Origin of the sequence: Nocardioides pini (assembly GCF_026712185.1) — a bacterium.
Classification (GTDB): domain Bacteria; phylum Actinomycetota; class Actinomycetes; order Propionibacteriales; family Nocardioidaceae; genus Nocardioides; species Nocardioides pini.
In genome coordinates, this window is sequence record NZ_JAPPUX010000005.1 from 307,507 (window position 1) to 323,588 (window position 16,082).

Below are 16,082 nucleotides of genomic sequence, written 5' to 3' on the forward strand. Positions count from 1 at the left end.
TACGAACCCAGCGGTCGGCGGCAGACCGATACCTCAGGCGACGGAGGAGCGGAACCCCCGCAGCCGCAGGCTGTTGGTCACGACGAAGACGCTGGAGAACGCCATCGCGGCACCGGCGAGCATCGGGTTGAGCAGCCCGGCGGCGGCGAGGGGCAGCGCGGCGACGTTGTAGGCGAAGGCCCAGAACAGGTTGCCCTTGATCGTGCCGAGCGTGCGGCGGGAGAGCCGGATGGCGTCGACCGCGACCAGCAGGTCCCCGCGCACGAGGGTCAGGTCGCCGGCCTCGATCGCCACGTCGGTGCCGGTCCCCATCGAGAGCCCGAGGTCGGCCTGGGCGAGGGCGGCGGCGTCGTTCACGCCGTCGCCCACCATCGCCACGACCTTGCCGGCGGCCTGGAGCCGCTGCACCTCGGCGACCTTGTCGGCCGGCAGTACGTCGGCGACGACCGTCTCGATGCCGACCTCGTGCGCGACGTGGCGGGCCGCGGCCTCATTGTCGCCGGTGAGCAGGATCGGGGTCAGGCCCAGGCCGCGCAGGGCGGCGACGGCCTGCGCGGACGTCGGCTTGACGGTGTCGCCGACGACGATGACGCCCCGCGCCCGGCCGTCCCAGCCGACCGCGACGGCGGTGCGTCCCTCGCTCTGCGCTCGCTCGACGGCGGCGACCAGCGACGGCGGCAGGTGCTGCGCCCAGTCGGCGAGCAGGCTCGGCCGGCCGACGACGACCGCGTGGCCCTCGACGACGCCTTGCACGCCGAGCCCCTCGCGGCTGGCGAACTCCTCGACCACCGGCAGCGGGCCGGCCGGGTCGGCCTGGGCGGCGATCGCCCGGCCGATCGGGTGCTCGGACGCCGACTCGAGCGCCGCGGCGAGGCGTCGTACGTCGTCCACGGACTCGCCCTCGGCGACCACCACGTCGTGGACGGTCATCTCGCCGGTGGTCACGGTGCCGGTCTTGTCGAGCACGATGGTGTCCACGCGGCGGGTCGACTCGAGCACCTCCGGGCCCTTGATGAGGATCCCGAGCTGCGCGCCGCGGCCGGTGCCGACCATGAGCGCGGTGGGTGTGGCCAGGCCGAGGGCGCACGGGCAGGCGATGATCAGGACGGCCACGGCCGCGGTGAAGGCGGCGGTGGCCCCCGACCCGGCGCCGAGCCAGAAGCCCAGCGTCGCGACCGACAGGCCGATCACGATCGGCACGAAGACGCCGGACACCCGGTCGGCGAGGCGCTGCACCTCGGCCTTGCCGTTCTGGGCGTCCTCGACCATCCGCGCCATCTGCGCGAGCTGGGTGTCGGCGCCGACGCGGGTGGCGCGGACGACGAGCCGGCCGCCGGCGTTGACGGTGGCGCCCACGACGGCGTCGCCGGGCTTCACCTCCACCGGCACCGACTCGCCGGTGAGCATCGAGGCGTCGACCGCCGAGCTGCCCTCGACGACGTCGCCGTCGGTGGCGACCTTCTCCCCGGGGCGGGCGACGAAGAGGTCGCCCACCGCGAGCTGGTCGACGGGGATCCGGGTCTCGTGCCCGTCGCGCAGCACCGCGACGTCGCGCACGCCGAGCTCGAGCAGCGCCCGCAGCGCCGCGCCGGCACGCCGCTTGGAGCGGTGCTCCAGCCAGCGTCCGGCGAGGAGGAACGTCGTCACCCCGGCCGCGGCCTCGAGGTAGATGTTGCCCGCGCCGTCGGTGCGGTCGATCGAGATCCGGAACGGGTGCGTCATGCCGGGCTCGCCGGCCGTGCCGAGGAAGAGCGCCCACAGCGACCAGCCGAACGCCGCCAGCACGCCGACCGAGACCAGCGTGTCCATCGTCGTCGCGCCATGGCGCAGGTTGGTCCACGCCGCCCGGTGGAACGGCCATGCGCCCCACACCACGACGGGGGCGGCGAGCGTGAGCGAGGCCCACTGCCAGTAGGTGAACTGCCAGGCCGGGACCATCGCCATCGCGACGACCGGGACGCTCAGCACGGCGCTGATCACCAGGCGCTGCAGCAGCGGGTCGCGCTCTGGCTCGGCGGGGGCGGCCTCGTCGGGGGGCGTCGGCAGCGCGGCGGCGTAGCCGGCGGCCTCGACGGTGCGCAGCAGGTCGTCGGTGGACACGGAGCCGGGGAAGGACACCTTCGCCTTCTCGGTCGCGTAGTTGACGGTGGCGGTGACCCCGTCGAGCTTGTTGAGCTTGCGCTCGATGCGGTTGGCGCACGACGCGCAGGTCATGCCGGTGATCGCCAGCTCGACGTCGCTCAGGCGCGGGGCCTCGGTGCTCGACTCAGTGGCCATGGTCGTCCCCCTCCGCGTGATCGGATCCGCCGGCGCCGTCGCCCGCAGGCGCGCCGCCGGACTCGACCGTGAACGCCGCGGTGTGCACCTGGCCGCGGTGCTGGAAGTCCAGGAACAGGCGGTACGCCGCCGGCTCGGGGAAGGCCGTCGCGAACTCGATGCCCGGGCCGGCCGGGCCCTCCTCCGGGTGGACGTGGAGGTAGCCGAGGTCGCCCGCGCGCATCGCGACGAGGTGGCCGTAGGCGCCGAGGTAGGGCTCGAGGTCGGTGACCGGCTCGCCGTCGAGCTCGACGCGCGTCGTGAGCACGGTGGACGCACCCGGTGCGGTGTCGCCCTCGAGGGTGACGGTGTAGGTGCCGGCGTCGGTCGCGACCTCCGCGGTGCGGTCGTCGTCGGGCAGCGCGGCGGGCGTGAAGTCGCCGGCGACCGACACGTCGTCGGCCAGCGTGATGCCCTCCCACCCCTCGGGCACGAGGTCCGCCACGACGCGCCACACGCCCGGCGTCAGCCGCACGTCCACCGACCACGTGCCGGTGGCGCGGTCGAGCCGCGGGTGCACGTGCTGGAACCCCGTCAGGTCACGGCGTACGACGATGAGGTGCAGGTCCTTCTCGTGCTCGCGCGTGTAGTCGAGCAGGGGGCGCCCGCTCGAGGTGAGCACCTGGAAGTCGAGGCGGGTGCGCCCCGCGGGCAGCGTGCGGTCGGCGAGCGCGAGCGTGAAGCCGTCGGCGCGGGCGGTGAGCCCGGTCGCCTCCGCGACCGCGGAGGAGTGGTCGTCGTGACCTGTGTCGTCACCGTGCTCCTCGCTCATGCCCTCGTGGGCCGCGACGGGTTCGGTGTCGAGCGGCCCGACGAGCCGACCGCCGGCCCATGCCAGCGCGAACGCGGCGGCCAGGGCCGACACGAAGGCGACGACGCGCAGGGGCGTGCTCATGGGTGACTCCTGTGGCTGGTGGGGTGGACGGTCAGACGAGGGCGTAGCCGGCCTCCTCGACGGCGGCGCGGACGGCCGACTCGTCGAGGGGGGTGGCGCTGGTGACGGTCACAGCTCCGGTCTCGACGACGACGTCGACGCCTTCGACGCCCGCGATCTCGGAGATCTCCTCGGTGACCGACGCGGCGCAGTGGCCGCAGGTCATGCCGGTGACGGTGTAGGTGGTGGTCTCGCTCATGGGGTGCTCCTGTGGGGTCGTGGGGGGGTGCAGGTCAGGACTTCACGAGGCGGGCGATCGCCTCGGAGGCCTCCTTGAGCTTCTGCTCCTGCTCGGCCCCGCCCTGGCGGGCGGCGTCGACGAGGCAGTGCGCCATGTGGTCGTCGAGCAGGTTGAGCGCGAGGGCCTGGAGAGCCTTCGTCGCCGCGGAGACCTGGGTCAGGATGTCGATGCAGTACTTCTCCTCCTCGACCATCCGCTGGATGCCGCGGACCTGCCCCTCGATCCGCCGCAGGCGCTTGAGGTGGGCCTGGACGGTCTCGTCGTTGCCCTCGAGGTGGCCGTGCTGTTCGCTCATGCCGGAAACAATACCCCTAGGGGGTATCTGGATCAAGGCGAGGTCCACCCGAGGGGGTGGAAAACGCCGGGCTGGCGCACCCGAAACGAATGCCCGGCACGGCCCCGGGCTACTGTCGCAGTCGACGGTCGGGGGGTCGTCGAGGGATGGACGAGCCATCTCTCCTGGACGACCCTGAGGACCCCCAGATGACCAGCATGGACATCCGTGTCGCGCTGCTCGGCGGCGACGAGCTCGTGAGGCGAGGCCTCGACAGCATGCTCAAGACGCTCGGCGGCTTCGAGCTCGGAACCATCAAGGACCGCTCCCGGCTGCCCGTCGACATCACCCTGGTCGAGACGTTCGGGACGGCGCGCGGCGACACCACGCTGCAGCGCGCGGTCTCCGACCCGCACATCCGCCGGGTCGCCGTCTACACGTGGAACCACCAGCCGGGCCTCGCCCACGAGTACCTCGGCGACGGGGTCACCGGCTACCTCGCCAAGAGCCTCAACGCCCAGCAGCTCGGTCGCGCGCTGCGCTCGATCCACCTCGGCGAGACCGTCGTCGCCCCGCTCCTGCCGGTGCTGCCGACCAAGGACCTCCGCTCGACCACGCAGGTCGACTTCCTCACCGCGCGGGAGCGCGAGACGCTCGCCCACATCGCGACCGGCAAGAGCAACGACGAGATCGCCCGGCAGATGCAGATCTCGCTCAACTCGGTGAAGTCCTACATCCGCAGCGCCTACCGCAAGACCGGCGTGCAGAGCCGCAGCCAGGCCGTGCTCTGGGCCGTCTCGCACGGCCTGGCAGCCGAGGCCCTCGAGCGCGTCTGACGCCCCGGAGCCGGCCGGCTAGCCGGCGCTCGCCGGCGCCGTCGCCGGCTCCGTCCCTGGTGCAGCGGGACGTACGACGGACGGGCGCGTCCACTCGCTGCGGCTGATTAGCACCTCCCGCAGCACGTCGGGGCGGTCGGTGATGATGCCGTCGACGCCCATGTCGAGCAGCGCCCGCATCGTGGCCGGGTCGTCGACGGTCCACACGACCACCCGGATGCCGAGCTCGTGGGCGCGCCGGATCACCCGCTCAGAGTGCACGGGCAGTCGGCCCAGCCGGATCGGCACGTGCGCGAACGCCCCGCCCGCGAGGACGTCGGTCCGCAGCCCGGGAGGGCGTACGCCGCCGCGGGAGCAGGCGATGAGCGTGGTGAGCGAGCGCCAGCCGAGCGCCGTCGTCACCCCGGGCGCCTCGGCGCGGAGCCGGTCGAGCCAGCGGCTCCACGCGCCCGCGACGAGGACCCGCTCCGCCCAGCCCGGGTTGGCGCGCAGCATCCGCGCCATCGCGCCGATCGACGCCTCGTCCTTGAGGTCGATCGCGAACCTCGCGTGCGGGAAGGACGCCATCGCCTCGGTCAGGGTCGGGATCCGGTCGGTCCCCGCGACCCGCAGGCGGCGCAGGTCGGCCAGGTCGAGGTCGGCGACCCGCCCGGGGTGGCCGGTGACCCGGCGCAGCGTCGGGTCGTGGAAGCAGACCACGTGCCCGTCACGGGTGGTGCGGACGTCGGTCTCGAGGTGGGTCAGGCCGAGCGCGGTGGCCCGACCGAAGGCCGCCAGCGTGTTCTCGGGGGCCAGGGCCATGCCGCCCCGGTGGGCGATGGCGAGCGGTCCGGTGTGGTCGCCGTAGCTGGTCACGCGCCCAGCATGTGGCGCCGCCCGGGCTGCTGTCGCGCCGCGAGGCGGCGTCCGGGCGAGTGTTCACCGAGGCTTCGCATGCACGCCCGGAGGGCGTCGTACGACGTCCCCCGGACGCGCCGGACCAGCGGGCGTCAGCTGCGGTAGCCACCCAGCAGCTCGGCGAGCCGCAGGTGCGGCTGGGCCTCGTGCGTGCGGCCCTTGCGCTGCAGGGCGCGGCCGAGCAGCAGGTGGGCGTAGGGCTCGTTCGGGTCGTGCTCCAGCAGCTCGGTGGCGACCCGGATCGTGCCGTCGAGCTGGGCCGAGTGGAACAGCGCGCGCGCCAGAAGAAGGCGTACGTCGGTGAGCTCGTGCCCGACGTCACCGGGGTCGTCGAGCAGCTCGGTCAGCATGACGGCGGCCTCGCGGTAGGCGCGCTCCTCGAAGAGTGCCTGGGCACGCAGCCAGCGATCGTGCGTGGTGTCCTCGAGCAGGCCCGCGTGTCCGCGCAGCATGTCCTCGAAGGGCGTGAAGTCGGTCATCATCGCTCCTCTCGCGTGCCAGATGTCAGCGCGTGACATCGATGGTGCCCCGCCCAACGCCGCGGACGTGGGAGGCATTCCGTGGGCGCGGCGCCGACCCGGGTCGACCGAGGGGTGGGCCGGACCGGCGGGGCGCGCGGAATACTGGGCAAGGCAGTCCCGTTGGAGGTGGTACAAACTTCAACCAATCGCAGGAGGACCCCATGCAGTTCGGCATCTTCAGCGTCGGTGACGTCACGACGGACCCGACCGACGGACGGACCCCGTCCGAGGCCGAGCGCATCTCGGCGATGACGCAGTACGCGCTCAAGGCCGAGGAGGTCGGCCTCGACGTCTTCGCGACCGGCGAGCACCACAACCCGCCGTTCGTCGTGTCGTCCCCGACCACGCACCTCGGCTTCATCGCCGCGCAGACCGAGAAGCTGCTGCTCTCGACCAGCACCACCCTGATCACCACCAACGACCCGGTGAAGATCGCCGAGGACTACGCGTTCCTGCAGCACCTGTCCGGCGGCCGCGTCGACCTGATGATGGGCCGCGGCAACACCGGCCCCGTCTACCCGTGGTTCGGCAAGGACATCCGCGACGGCATCAAGCTCGCGGTCGAGAACTACCACCTCCTGCGCAAGCTCTGGCGCGAGCCGGTCGTCAACTGGCAGGGCCAGTTCCGCACGCCGCTGCAGGGCTACACCTCGACGCCCGCCCCCCTCGACGGCACCCCGCCGTTCGTGTGGCACGGGTCGATCCGCAGCACGGAGATCGCCGAGCAGGCGGCCTACTACGGTGACGGCTTCTTCCACAACCACATCTTCTGGAGCAAGGAGCACACCGAGCAGATGGTGACGCTCTACCGCCGCCGCTTCGAGCACTACGGCCACGGCGCGGCCGACCAGGCCTACGTCGGCCTGGGTGGCCAGGCCTTCATGGCCTCCACCGAGGCCGAGGCCAAGCGCGTCTTCCGGCCCTACTTCGACAACGCCCCGGTCTACGGCCACGGCCCGTCGCTGGAGGACTTCTCCGAGATGACGCCGCTGACGGTGGGCACCCCGGAGCAGGTCATCGAGCGCACCCTCGGCTTCGCCGACTACGTGGGCGACTACCAGCGCCAGCTGTTCCTCATGGACCACGCCGGCCTGCCCACCTCGCTGGTGCTCGAGCAGATCGAGATGCTCGGCACCGAGGTCGTGCCGGTGCTCCGCACGGAGTTCGAGCGCCGTCGCCCGGCCCACGTGCCCAGTGACCCGCCCACCCACGCGTCCCTCGTCGCGGCGGGACCCGACGCCCCGCACCACCTCGTCGAGCCCGCCCGGGCCCGCGCCGAGGAGCTCGCGGCCCAGGCCGAGAAGGACTCGCAGGTGACCGCATGAGTCGTCAGATCGTGGTGGTGACGGCGGGACTGACCGTCCCGTCGTCCACCCGGCTGCTGGCCGACCAGCTCGCCGAGACCACCACCGCGCAGGTCACCGCCCGCGGCGAGACCGTCGACATCGAGTTCATCGAGCTGCGCGAGGTCGCCGGTGAGCTGGCGACCTTCATGGTCACAGGCGGCATCCCGACGCCGCGGCTCACCGAGCTCCGCGAGCAGGTCGCGGCCGCCGACGGGCTCATCGTCGTGACGCCGGTCTTCAACGGCAGCTACAGCGGGCTGTTCAAGATGTTCTTCGACGCCCTCGACAAGGACTCGCTGGCCGGCACGCCCGTGCTGATCGCCGCCGCGGCCGGCAGCGCCCGGCACTCCCTGGTGCTCGACCACGCCCTGCGCCCGCTGTTCGCCTACCTGCGCGCGGTCGTCGTGCCCACCGGGATCTTCGCCGCCACCGAGGACTTCGGCAGCCACGGCCTGTCCGACCGGATCACCCGCGCCGCCGCGGAGCTGGCCACGCTCGTGCTCAGCCAGGGCGGCTACGGCGTCGGCGGGTTCGCGCCCGACCTCGCGGCGCGCCCGCGGCGTACGTCCGGCACGCAGGTCGAGGCCGACGTGACGCCGTTCGGCGACCTGCTGCGCGGGCACAGCGGCACCGACTGACCCGGCCCGCCCCGGCGGGTGTGCTGGGGAGGGCGCGGGCGTGGTTGCGTCGGGACGACCGTCTCGCCCGACCAGGAGGCAACCGTGAACGACATCGTGTGGAGCTACCGCGACAGCACGTGGAGCGAGGACCACGACCTCGTCGGCTACGACGTGGAGGCCCGGGGCGGCAGCATCGGCAAGGTCCACGAGGCCAGCACCGAGGCGGCCGCCCAGTGGCTCGTGGTGGACACCGGCTTCTGGATCTTCGGTAAAAAGAGGGTGATCCCCGCCGGCGTGGTCGACGGCATCGACCACGAGGGTCGCCGGGTCATCATCAGCATGAGCCAGGACCAGGTGAAGGCCGCGCCCGACTACGACGACGCCGCGTGGGCGAGCGAGGACGCGCGGGTCAAGCACGCGGAGTACTACGCGCAGTACGCCGACCGGGACCGCCCGGCCTGAGCCCTCCGGCGCGGGGCGCCCCTCTCCACGTCGGGTCCACGCGGCTCTGGGACGCCGCCCGGGCGCGGACCGCGTCGTCGTCCCGTTCCCGGCTCCCGTGTCGCTCCCGGGTGGTTTGATGGCCGCGCCATGACCCGATGGAGCGCCAGCCAGGTGACCGAGGTCGCGCCTGACGCGTCCTCGATGGCGGCCGCGCGCAAGCTCGCGGTGCCCGGGCCGTGGCGCGAGACCGGCTGCAGCGACGTGCTCGTGTGGGGCCAGTGCCAGGGCAGCGGCAAGACGCCCTACCAGGTGAGCGTCGACCTCGTCGGTCCGGCCTACCGGTGCTCGTGCCCGAGCCGGAAGTTCCCTTGCAAGCACGCCCTCGCCCTGCTGGTGCTGTGGTCCGAGGGCGTCATCGACGAGTCCGGCCGGATCGCGGCGTTCGCCGACGAGTGGGCCACCCAGCGCGCCGAGCGGGCAGCGACGCCCGCCCGCGGGGCCACCGGCAGGGCCCCGGACCCGGCCGCCCGGGCCAAGCGCCTCGAGCAGCGGCTGGCCCGGATGGACGCCGGTGTCGAGGACTTCCGGCTCTGGCTCGCCGACCTCGTCCGCGGCGGTCTCGCCGCCGCCCGCACCCAGCCCTACTCCTACTGGGACACCGCGGCCGCGCGTCTCGTCGACGCGCAGCTGCCCGCGCTGGCCGAGCGGGTCCGGGAGGCCGGGTCGCAGGTCCACGCGCGCCGCGAGTGGGCGGCGTACCTGCTCTCGGAGGTGGGGCGCTGGTGGACCATCTCCAGCGTGTGGCAGGCGCGGGAGCGCCTCGACGACGTCGACCTCGCCGAGGTCCGCGTCGCCGTGGGGTGGGCCCAGTCCAGCGAGGAGGTGCGCGACGACGACGTGCGTCCCGGGCCGTGGACCGTCCTCGGTGCCGTCCGCACCGACGACGGGAAGCTCCAGCAGCAGCGCACGTGGCTGGCGCACGACGACGGCGAGGTCGTCGCCGTGCTCGACTTCGCCGGCTACGGCCAGGCGCTCGCCGTCCCCCAGCTCAGCGGCGCGCGGCTCGACGTCGACGTCGCCCGCTACCCCGGGGCCGCACCGCGGCGGGCCCTGTTCCGCGACCCGCCCACCGGTGCCGAGCCGGTCACCGCCCTCCCGGGCCGCACCAGCCTGGCCGAGGTGCACGCCGAGGCCGCGCGGCTGCTGGGCCGGACGCCGTGGCGCGAGCGCCTCCCGGCCCCGCTGGCGGACGTGCGCCTCGTCCCCGACGGGAGCCAGTGGCGGGTCAGCGACGCCACGGGGTCGCTGCCGCTGGCGGACGGGTCGCCGGTCTGGACCCTGCTCGCGGTCAGCGGCGGGGAGCCCGTGGACGTCTTCGGCGAGGTGGAGGCCGGCACGTTCCGACCGCTCGCGGTGTGGCTGGACGACCAGGTGGTGGGCCTGTGAGCAGCGTCGACCAGTGGCTGGCGGACGTCGCCACCTCCGCCCTCGTGGGCAGCGCCCGGCGCGAGCCGCCGCCCGCTCCTGACGTCCTCGCCCTCGACGCGGCCGACGAGCCCGCCGAGCACCGGCTGCTCGCCAGCGCCGCGGTCGCGGACGCCCTCACCCGGGCCGGCGCGACGCTCCCGCCGCCCAGCGACGCGGTCCTGGCCGCGGCCGCGGAGGTCCGCCCTCCGACGGGCGACCGGGCCACCCAGCTGCTCACCCTGCTGCTGACGCAGTCACCCGTCTCCCGCCAGGCACGCGACGAGCTGGTCGTGGAGTGGCTCCGGCTCGCCGACGAGGCAGGCCTGCGCGTGCCGTGGCACCTGCTGCCCGTGCTGCTCGACTTCGCTGCCGGCCGGCGGGCGGTGGCCGAGGCGCTCGGCGCCCAGCTCGGCGAGCGAGGACGCTGGCTGGTCGGCCTCAACGAGGCCTGGTCGGACCTCCTCGGCGACGACGCCGCCGAGCCGGGGAGCGCGGTCGAGCTCGACTGGGTCGAGGCGTGGCCGACGATGTCGAGCGCCGAGGCCGTGACGGCGTTCGCCCTCGGCCGGCGGGCCGACCCGGCCGCGGCCCGCGACCTCCTCGAGGCCCAGTGGTCGACCGTGTCGGCCAAGCTGCGGGCCGACGCGGTCCGGGCCCTCGGCCCGGGCCTCTCGGCAGCCGACGAGCCGCTGCTCGAGCGGGCCCTCGACGACCGGGCCAAGTCCGTCCGGGAGGCGGCCGCCGCGATGCTCGACCGCCTGCCGGGGAGCGCACGCGCCGCCCGGATGGCCGACCGGCTGCGGCGGCTGGTGCAGGTCAGGGGGACGCTCGTGCGCCACCTCGAGGTCGACGTGCCCGACACCCCCGACGAGGCGGCGGTGCGCGACGGGCTGACCGCACCGGCCAGGGGCGTGGCCCTCGCGCCCACCGTGTGGCTGTCGCAGGTGGTGCGCGCGGCCCCGCTCTCCACGTGGACCGACATCACCGGCCGCAGCCCCGCCGCGACGCTCAAGATGGTGCGCGACGCCGACGTGCTGGGGTGGATCACCGAGGCCGTCCTCGACCGCCGCGACACCGACTGGGCCGTGGCGTGCGTCGACCACGGCATCCCCGACCAGCGGCTCCTGTGGCTGCTGCCCGAGGAGCGGCGGGCCCGGCTGCTGACCGACTGGGTCACGGGCTCCACGGCGGGCCGCGACCTGCGCGGCCTGCTGACGCAGGCTCCGCGGCCCTGGCCCGACGACCTCGGCCGCGCCGTGCTCACGCGCATCCAGGGGGAGAAGGCCGACGCGTCACTCGGCCACGCGGCCGCCCCGCTCCTCCCGGTCGCGCTGGGCCCGCGGCTCGCGCCCGAGATCAACGCCGCCCTCTCCCGGCTGCCCGAGGACGCCGGCCACCTGCGCCGGGCCCTCACCGAGACCCTGCAGCTCCACGCGTTCCGCACATCCCTGACGGAGGCCTTCCGATGACCACCACGCAGCCACTGCCCGACGTGCTCCGCCAGCACGCCGAGGACGCCTACGCAGACGAGCTGGCGGCGCTGGCCGCCGTCGACGACCGGCCGCGGCCGCCCTCGTGGCACCTCTCGCCCTGGGCGGTGTCGACGTACGTCCTCGGTGGCGAGCTGCCCGACGGCACCCGGATCACGCCGAAGTACCTCGGCCAGCGGCGCCTGGTCGAGGTGGCGATCTCGTCGCTGGCCACCGACCGGGCCCTGCTGCTCCTCGGCGTGCCCGGCACCGCCAAGTCGTGGCTCGGGGAGCACCTGGCCGCCGCGATCAGCGGGCGCTCGACGCTGGTCGTGCAGGGCACGGCCGGCACGCAGGAGGAGGCGCTGCGCTACGGCTGGAACTACGCGCGGCTGCTCGCCGAGGGCCCGTCCCGCGACGCGCTCGTCGCCGGCCCGGTCATGCGCGCCATGGAGACCGGCGCGATCGCGCGGGTCGAGGAGCTCACCCGCATCCCCTCCGACGTGCAGGACTCGCTGATCAGCATCCTCTCCGAGAAGACGCTGCCGGTGCCCGAGCTCGACGAGGAGGTCCAGGCGAGGCCGGGGTTCAACCTCATCGCGACCGCGAACAGCCGCGACAAGGGCGTCAACGACCTGTCGTCGGCGCTGCGCCGACGCTTCAACACCGTGGTGCTGCCGCTGCCCGATTCGCTGGAGCAGGAGGTCGAGATCGTCCGCAGCCGGGTGACTGCGCTCGGCGCCTCCCTGGAGCTCCCGGCCGACCCGGCCTCCCTCTCCGAGATCCAGCGGGTCGTCACCGTGATGCGCGAGCTCCGCAGCGGCGTCACCACCGACCAGCGCACGACCATCAAGTCGCCGAGCGCGACGCTGTCCACCGCCGAGGCGATCTCGGTGATGACCAACGGGCTCGCGCTCGCGGCACACTTCGGCGACGGCACGGTGCGGGCCGAGGACGTCGCCGGCGGCCTGGTCGGCGCCGTCGTCAAGGACCCCGTGCAGGACCGGCTCGTGTGGCAGGAGTACCTCGAGACGGTCATGCGCAACCGCAAGGAGTGGAGCGACCTCTATCGCGCGTGCCGGGACCTGGGCTGAGCCGCCGCCCATGCCAGTCGACGTCTACGGCGTACGCCACCACGGCCCCGGTTCCGCCCGGGCCGTGCGGGCCGCGCTCGAGGAGCAGCCGCCCGACCTCGTGCTGGTCGAGGGCTGCCCGGAGCTCGACACCATCGTCGACCTGCTGGGCGAGGTCGACATGGTGCCCCCGGTCGCCGGCCTGGTCTACGCCGTCGAGGAGCCCCGGCAGGCGACGTTCTACCCGCTCGCCCACTTCTCGCCGGAGTGGGTCGCGGCGCGCTGGGCGCTCGCCCACGGCGTGCCCGTCCGCTTCCTCGACCTCCCCGCGACCCACTCCTTCGCCCTGGCGCAGCAGGAGGCGGAGGCCCCCCGGCCCGGCGAGCCCGACGACGGTGACGACCCCGACCCCGCGCCCGAGCCACCGGTCCCGGTCGAGCGCCTCGACCCGATCGGCACCCTCGCCGCGACGGCCGGCTACAACGACGCGGAGCGCTGGTGGGAGGACGCCGTCGAGCAGCGGCACGGGTCGCCGGCCGAACGCTTCGCCGCGATCCGGGAGGCGATGGCCGCCGTCCGGTCCGCCGACGCCCGTCCCGCGGACGACCCGGAGGTGCGCAGCAACGCCCGCCGCGAGCAGTGGATGCGCCGGGTGCTGCGGGCGGAGGTCAAGGCGGCGCCCGAGGCGCGCATCGCGGTGGTGTGCGGCGCCTGGCACGCCCCGGCACTGGTGCCCGCCGACTTCCCGCCGGCCAGCCGCGACACGGACCTGATCACCAAGCTGCCGAAGACCAAGGTCGCGGCGGCGTGGACGCCCTGGACGGCCGCCCGGCTCAGCTACGCGTCCGGCTACGGCGCCGGAGTCAGCGCCCCGGGGTGGTACCAGCACCTCTTCGACCACCTGAGCCTCCCCGACCCCGACCCGCGCGACCTCGCCGCGTCGTGGCTGGTCCGGGTCGCCCGCACCCTGCGCGAGGAGCGCCTCGACGCCTCGACGGCGTCCGTGGTGGAGGCCGCGCGCCTCGCCGAGACCCTCGCCACCGTCCGCGGCCGGCCGTCGGTCGGCCTCAGCGAGCTCGACGACGCCGCCGAGACGGTGCTCTGCGAGGGGTCCCGGCTGCCGCTCGACCTGGTCCACCGGCGCCTCGTGGTGGGCGAGGAGCTCGGCTCGGTGCCCGCGTCGGCCCCGGTGGTCCCGCTCGCCGCCGACCTCACCCGTCAGCAGCGCTCGCTCCGGTTCAGGCCGACGGCGTCCGCCCAGCAGGTCGACCTCGACCTGCGACGCGAGGGCCAGCTCGCCCGGTCGGTGCTGCTCCACCGCCTCCAGCTCCTCGGGGTGCCGTGGGGGGAGGAGGCGGACGCCGGACGCACGACCGGCACGTTCAAGGAGAGCTGGACGCTGGAGTGGCGCCCCGAGCTGGCGGTCGACCTCGTCGAGGCGAGCATCTGGGGCACCACCGTCGCCGCCGCGGCGGCTGCCCGGGCCGCGGACCGCGCCGCGCGGTCCGCCGACCTGGCCGAGCTCGCCGCGCTGGTCAGCACCTGCCTCACCGCCGACCTGCCCGACGGCATCGAGTCGGTCCTCGACGCCCTCGACGCCCGCGCGGCGGTCCAGCACGACGTACCCGCCCTCCTCGCCACGGTCGAGCCGCTCGCTCGCACGTGCCGCTACGGCGACGTGCGGGGCGTCGACACCGGGCGGGTGCGCACGGTGCTGGGCGCCACCGTCGTCCGCGCCTGCGTCGGCCTCCCGATGGCGTGCGCGAGCCTCGACGAGGAGGCCGCGGACGAGATGGTGACCGCGATCGCCTCCGCCCAGCGCGGCCTCGCCCTGCTCGCCGACGAGGAGCTCGACGCCGCTTGGACGGAGGCGCTCGAGGCGGTGTCCGCGCCCGACCACGTGGCCGGCGGCGTCGCCGGGCGAGCGACCCGCATCCTGCTCGACGCCGGACGGATCGACGCCGACACCACCGCCCACCGGATGGGTCGCCGCCTGTCCCTCGCCGCGTCGGCGCCGCAGGCCGCTGCCTGGCTCGCGGGGTTCCTCGCGGGCGACGCGGTGCTGCTCGTCCACGACGCGACGCTCCTCGGGCTGGTCGACACGTGGGTGAGCGGGCTCGACGAGGGCGAGTTCGAGGACCTCCTCCCGCTCGTGCGGCGCACGTTCGCCGAGTTCAGCGCCGCCGAGCGCCGCACCATCGGCGAGCAGCTCTCCCGGCTCGGTCGGCCGGGCACCGCCGCGGCGCCCGTGGACAGCGGCATCGACCTCGAGCAGGCCCGACCGGCCGTGCAGGCCGTGGCCCGGTTCGTCGGCTGGAAGGTGGTGGCCCGTGACGGAGCAGCCTGAGAGCCGCGACCGGCTCACCCGCTGGCGGCTGATCCTCGGCGGGAAGGAGGCCGACGGCCTCACCGGTGACGACGGGCAGGGCATCGCTCTGACCGAGGAGGACGGCCGTCGTGACGACGCCCTGTCCGCGCTGTACGACGGCCAGCGCCGGGCCGGCCTCGGCGGGTCCTCGCCGCGGGTCGCGCGCTGGCTCGGCGACATCCGCACCTACTTCCCGTCCTCGGTCGTGCAGGTCATGCAGGGTGACGCGATGGAGCGGCTCGGGCTGCGGCAGATGCTGCTCGAGCCCGAGATGATGCGCGCCGTCCAGCCCGACGTCGGCCTGGTCAGCACCCTGATCGGGCTCGGCCGGGTGATCCCCGAGCACTCGCGCGAGACGGCCCGCGCCGTCGTCCGCCAGGTCACCGACGAGCTCGAGGAGCGGCTGCGGCAGCGCACCGTCCAGGCCGTCTCGGGAGCCCTGGACCGGTCGGCCCGGACCCGCCGCCCCCGGATGCGCGACGTCGACTGGCGGCGCACGGTCGCCGCCAACCTCAAGCACTACCTCCCCGAGCACCGCACCGTCGTGCCCGAGCGGCTCGTCGGCTACGCCCGCAGGTCCACGCAGGTCGAGCGCGAGATCATCCTCTGCATCGACCAGTCCGGCTCGATGGCGGAGTCGATCGTCCACAGCTCGGTCTTCGGCGCCGTGCTGGCCTCGATCAGGTCGGTGAGCACCCGGATGGTCGTCTTCGACACCGAGGTGGTCGACCTGACCGACGAGATCGACGACCCGGTCGACGTGCTCTTCGGGGTCCAGCTCGGCGGCGGCACCGACATCAACCGCGCGCTGGCCTACTGCCAGGGCCGGATCACCCGGCCCGAGGACACCGTGCTGGTCCTCATCAGCGACCTCTACGAGGGCGGCATCGCCGAGGAGATGATCCGGCGCGCGAGCGACGTGGTCGGCTCGGGGGCCACGATGATCGCCCTGCTCGCGCTGAGCGACTCCGGCCAGCCGTCCTTCGACGCCGACCACGCCGCGGCCCTCGCCGAGATCGGCGTGCCGTCCTTCGCGTGCACCCCCGACCTCTTCCCCGACCTCATGGCCGCCGCCATCGAGAAGCGCGACATCGGGGAGTGGGCGGCCGCCAACGACGTGGTCACCACCCACGAGACGACCAAGCCCGTCTGAGCTCGTACGGCGATGTGCTGGCAGCACCGACCACGCAGAGCACACTGACCGCAGGCGCACCCTGACGCGTCGCCTCGCCCCCCACCCCCGCACGTCGTGGCTCACCTTCGGCGCAGCGGCGGC

15 protein-coding genes are annotated in these 16,082 nt (G+C 74.3%); 9 read left to right on the forward strand and 6 right to left on the reverse strand.

Translation table 11 applies throughout. The annotated features are described in order from the left end of the window. Nucleotides 1–33: 33 nt before the first annotated feature. From NYO98_RS18370 to NYO98_RS18385, 4 genes are read right to left on the reverse strand one after another with little or no spacing between them, the layout of a single operon-like run. Nucleotides 34–2,277, reverse strand: a complete 2,244-nt coding sequence (locus NYO98_RS18370; protein WP_268113222.1) for a heavy metal translocating P-type ATPase — start codon at nucleotides 2,275–2,277, stop codon at nucleotides 34–36. Continuing rightward, nucleotides 2,267–3,211 carry a hypothetical protein gene (locus tag NYO98_RS18375; RefSeq protein ID WP_268113223.1) on the reverse strand — a complete coding sequence of 315 codons (945 nt, stop codon included), beginning with the start codon at nucleotides 3,209–3,211 and terminating at the stop codon, nucleotides 2,267–2,269. Before NYO98_RS18375 ends, NYO98_RS18370 begins: the two co-directional genes overlap by 11 nt. A gap of 31 nt (nucleotides 3,212–3,242) precedes the next feature. Then, the gene (locus NYO98_RS18380; RefSeq protein WP_268113224.1) at nucleotides 3,243–3,449 is read right to left on the reverse strand and encodes a heavy-metal-associated domain-containing protein; all 207 of its coding nucleotides are present in this window, start codon (nucleotides 3,447–3,449) and stop codon (nucleotides 3,243–3,245) included. 34 nt (nucleotides 3,450–3,483) lie between these two features. Beyond that, on the reverse strand, nucleotides 3,484–3,786 hold the full coding sequence (locus tag NYO98_RS18385; RefSeq protein ID WP_268113225.1) for a metal-sensitive transcriptional regulator: 303 nt from the start codon (nucleotides 3,784–3,786) through the stop codon (nucleotides 3,484–3,486). Between the two features lie 188 nt (nucleotides 3,787–3,974). Here NYO98_RS18385 and NYO98_RS18390 point away from each other — a divergent pair, with 188 nt between their 5' ends. Further along, nucleotides 3,975–4,601, forward strand: coding sequence for a helix-turn-helix transcriptional regulator (locus tag NYO98_RS18390; RefSeq protein ID WP_268113226.1), 627 nt, complete (start codon nucleotides 3,975–3,977; stop codon nucleotides 4,599–4,601). An 18-nt stretch (nucleotides 4,602–4,619) separates the two neighbouring features. Here NYO98_RS18390 and NYO98_RS18395 read toward each other — a convergent pair whose 3' ends face one another. Next, nucleotides 4,620–5,456, reverse strand: a complete 837-nt coding sequence (locus tag NYO98_RS18395) for a glycerophosphodiester phosphodiesterase family protein (RefSeq protein ID WP_268113227.1) — start codon at nucleotides 5,454–5,456, stop codon at nucleotides 4,620–4,622. Between the two features lie 134 nt (nucleotides 5,457–5,590). Beyond that, a complete protein-coding gene (locus NYO98_RS18400) occupies nucleotides 5,591–5,977 on the reverse strand; it encodes a tetratricopeptide repeat protein (RefSeq protein WP_268113228.1) in 387 nt (128 codons plus the stop codon). A 203-nt stretch (nucleotides 5,978–6,180) separates the two neighbouring features. Between NYO98_RS18400 and NYO98_RS18405 the strand changes: the two genes are divergently transcribed. The 8 genes from NYO98_RS18405 to NYO98_RS18440 all read left to right on the forward strand — a co-directional run bounded on the left by NYO98_RS18405 (nucleotide 6,181) and on the right by NYO98_RS18440 (nucleotide 15,959). Next, on the forward strand, nucleotides 6,181–7,344 hold the full coding sequence (locus tag NYO98_RS18405) for an LLM class flavin-dependent oxidoreductase (RefSeq protein WP_268113229.1): 1,164 nt from the start codon (nucleotides 6,181–6,183) through the stop codon (nucleotides 7,342–7,344). Then, nucleotides 7,341–8,003 (forward strand): FMN reductase, encoded by a 663-nt coding sequence (locus tag NYO98_RS18410; protein WP_268113230.1) that lies wholly within the window; start codon nucleotides 7,341–7,343, stop codon nucleotides 8,001–8,003. Before NYO98_RS18405 ends, NYO98_RS18410 begins: the two co-directional genes overlap by 4 nt. Before the next feature lie 84 nt (nucleotides 8,004–8,087). Continuing rightward, complete coding sequence (locus NYO98_RS18415) at nucleotides 8,088–8,447, forward strand: ribosome maturation factor RimM (RefSeq protein WP_268113231.1); 360 nt, start codon at nucleotides 8,088–8,090, stop codon at nucleotides 8,445–8,447. A 129-nt stretch (nucleotides 8,448–8,576) separates the two neighbouring features. Next, nucleotides 8,577–9,875, forward strand: coding sequence for an SWIM zinc finger family protein (locus NYO98_RS18420; RefSeq protein ID WP_268113232.1), 1,299 nt, complete (start codon nucleotides 8,577–8,579; stop codon nucleotides 9,873–9,875). Then, nucleotides 9,872–11,365, forward strand: a complete 1,494-nt coding sequence (locus NYO98_RS18425) for a DUF5691 domain-containing protein (protein ID WP_268113233.1) — start codon at nucleotides 9,872–9,874, stop codon at nucleotides 11,363–11,365. Before NYO98_RS18420 ends, NYO98_RS18425 begins: the two co-directional genes overlap by 4 nt. Beyond that, nucleotides 11,362–12,459 (forward strand): ATP-binding protein, encoded by a 1,098-nt coding sequence (locus tag NYO98_RS18430; protein ID WP_268113234.1) that lies wholly within the window; start codon nucleotides 11,362–11,364, stop codon nucleotides 12,457–12,459. Before NYO98_RS18425 ends, NYO98_RS18430 begins: the two co-directional genes overlap by 4 nt. 10 nt (nucleotides 12,460–12,469) lie before the next feature. Further along, nucleotides 12,470–14,785 carry a DUF5682 family protein gene (locus NYO98_RS18435; RefSeq protein WP_268113235.1) on the forward strand — a complete coding sequence of 772 codons (2,316 nt, stop codon included), beginning with the start codon at nucleotides 12,470–12,472 and terminating at the stop codon, nucleotides 14,783–14,785. After that, entirely contained in the window at nucleotides 14,769–15,959 is a 1,191-nt protein-coding gene (locus tag NYO98_RS18440) for a VWA domain-containing protein (RefSeq protein ID WP_268113236.1), read from the forward strand. The genes NYO98_RS18435 and NYO98_RS18440 overlap by 17 nt, the downstream gene beginning before the upstream one ends. Nucleotides 15,960–16,082: the final 123 nt, after the last annotated feature.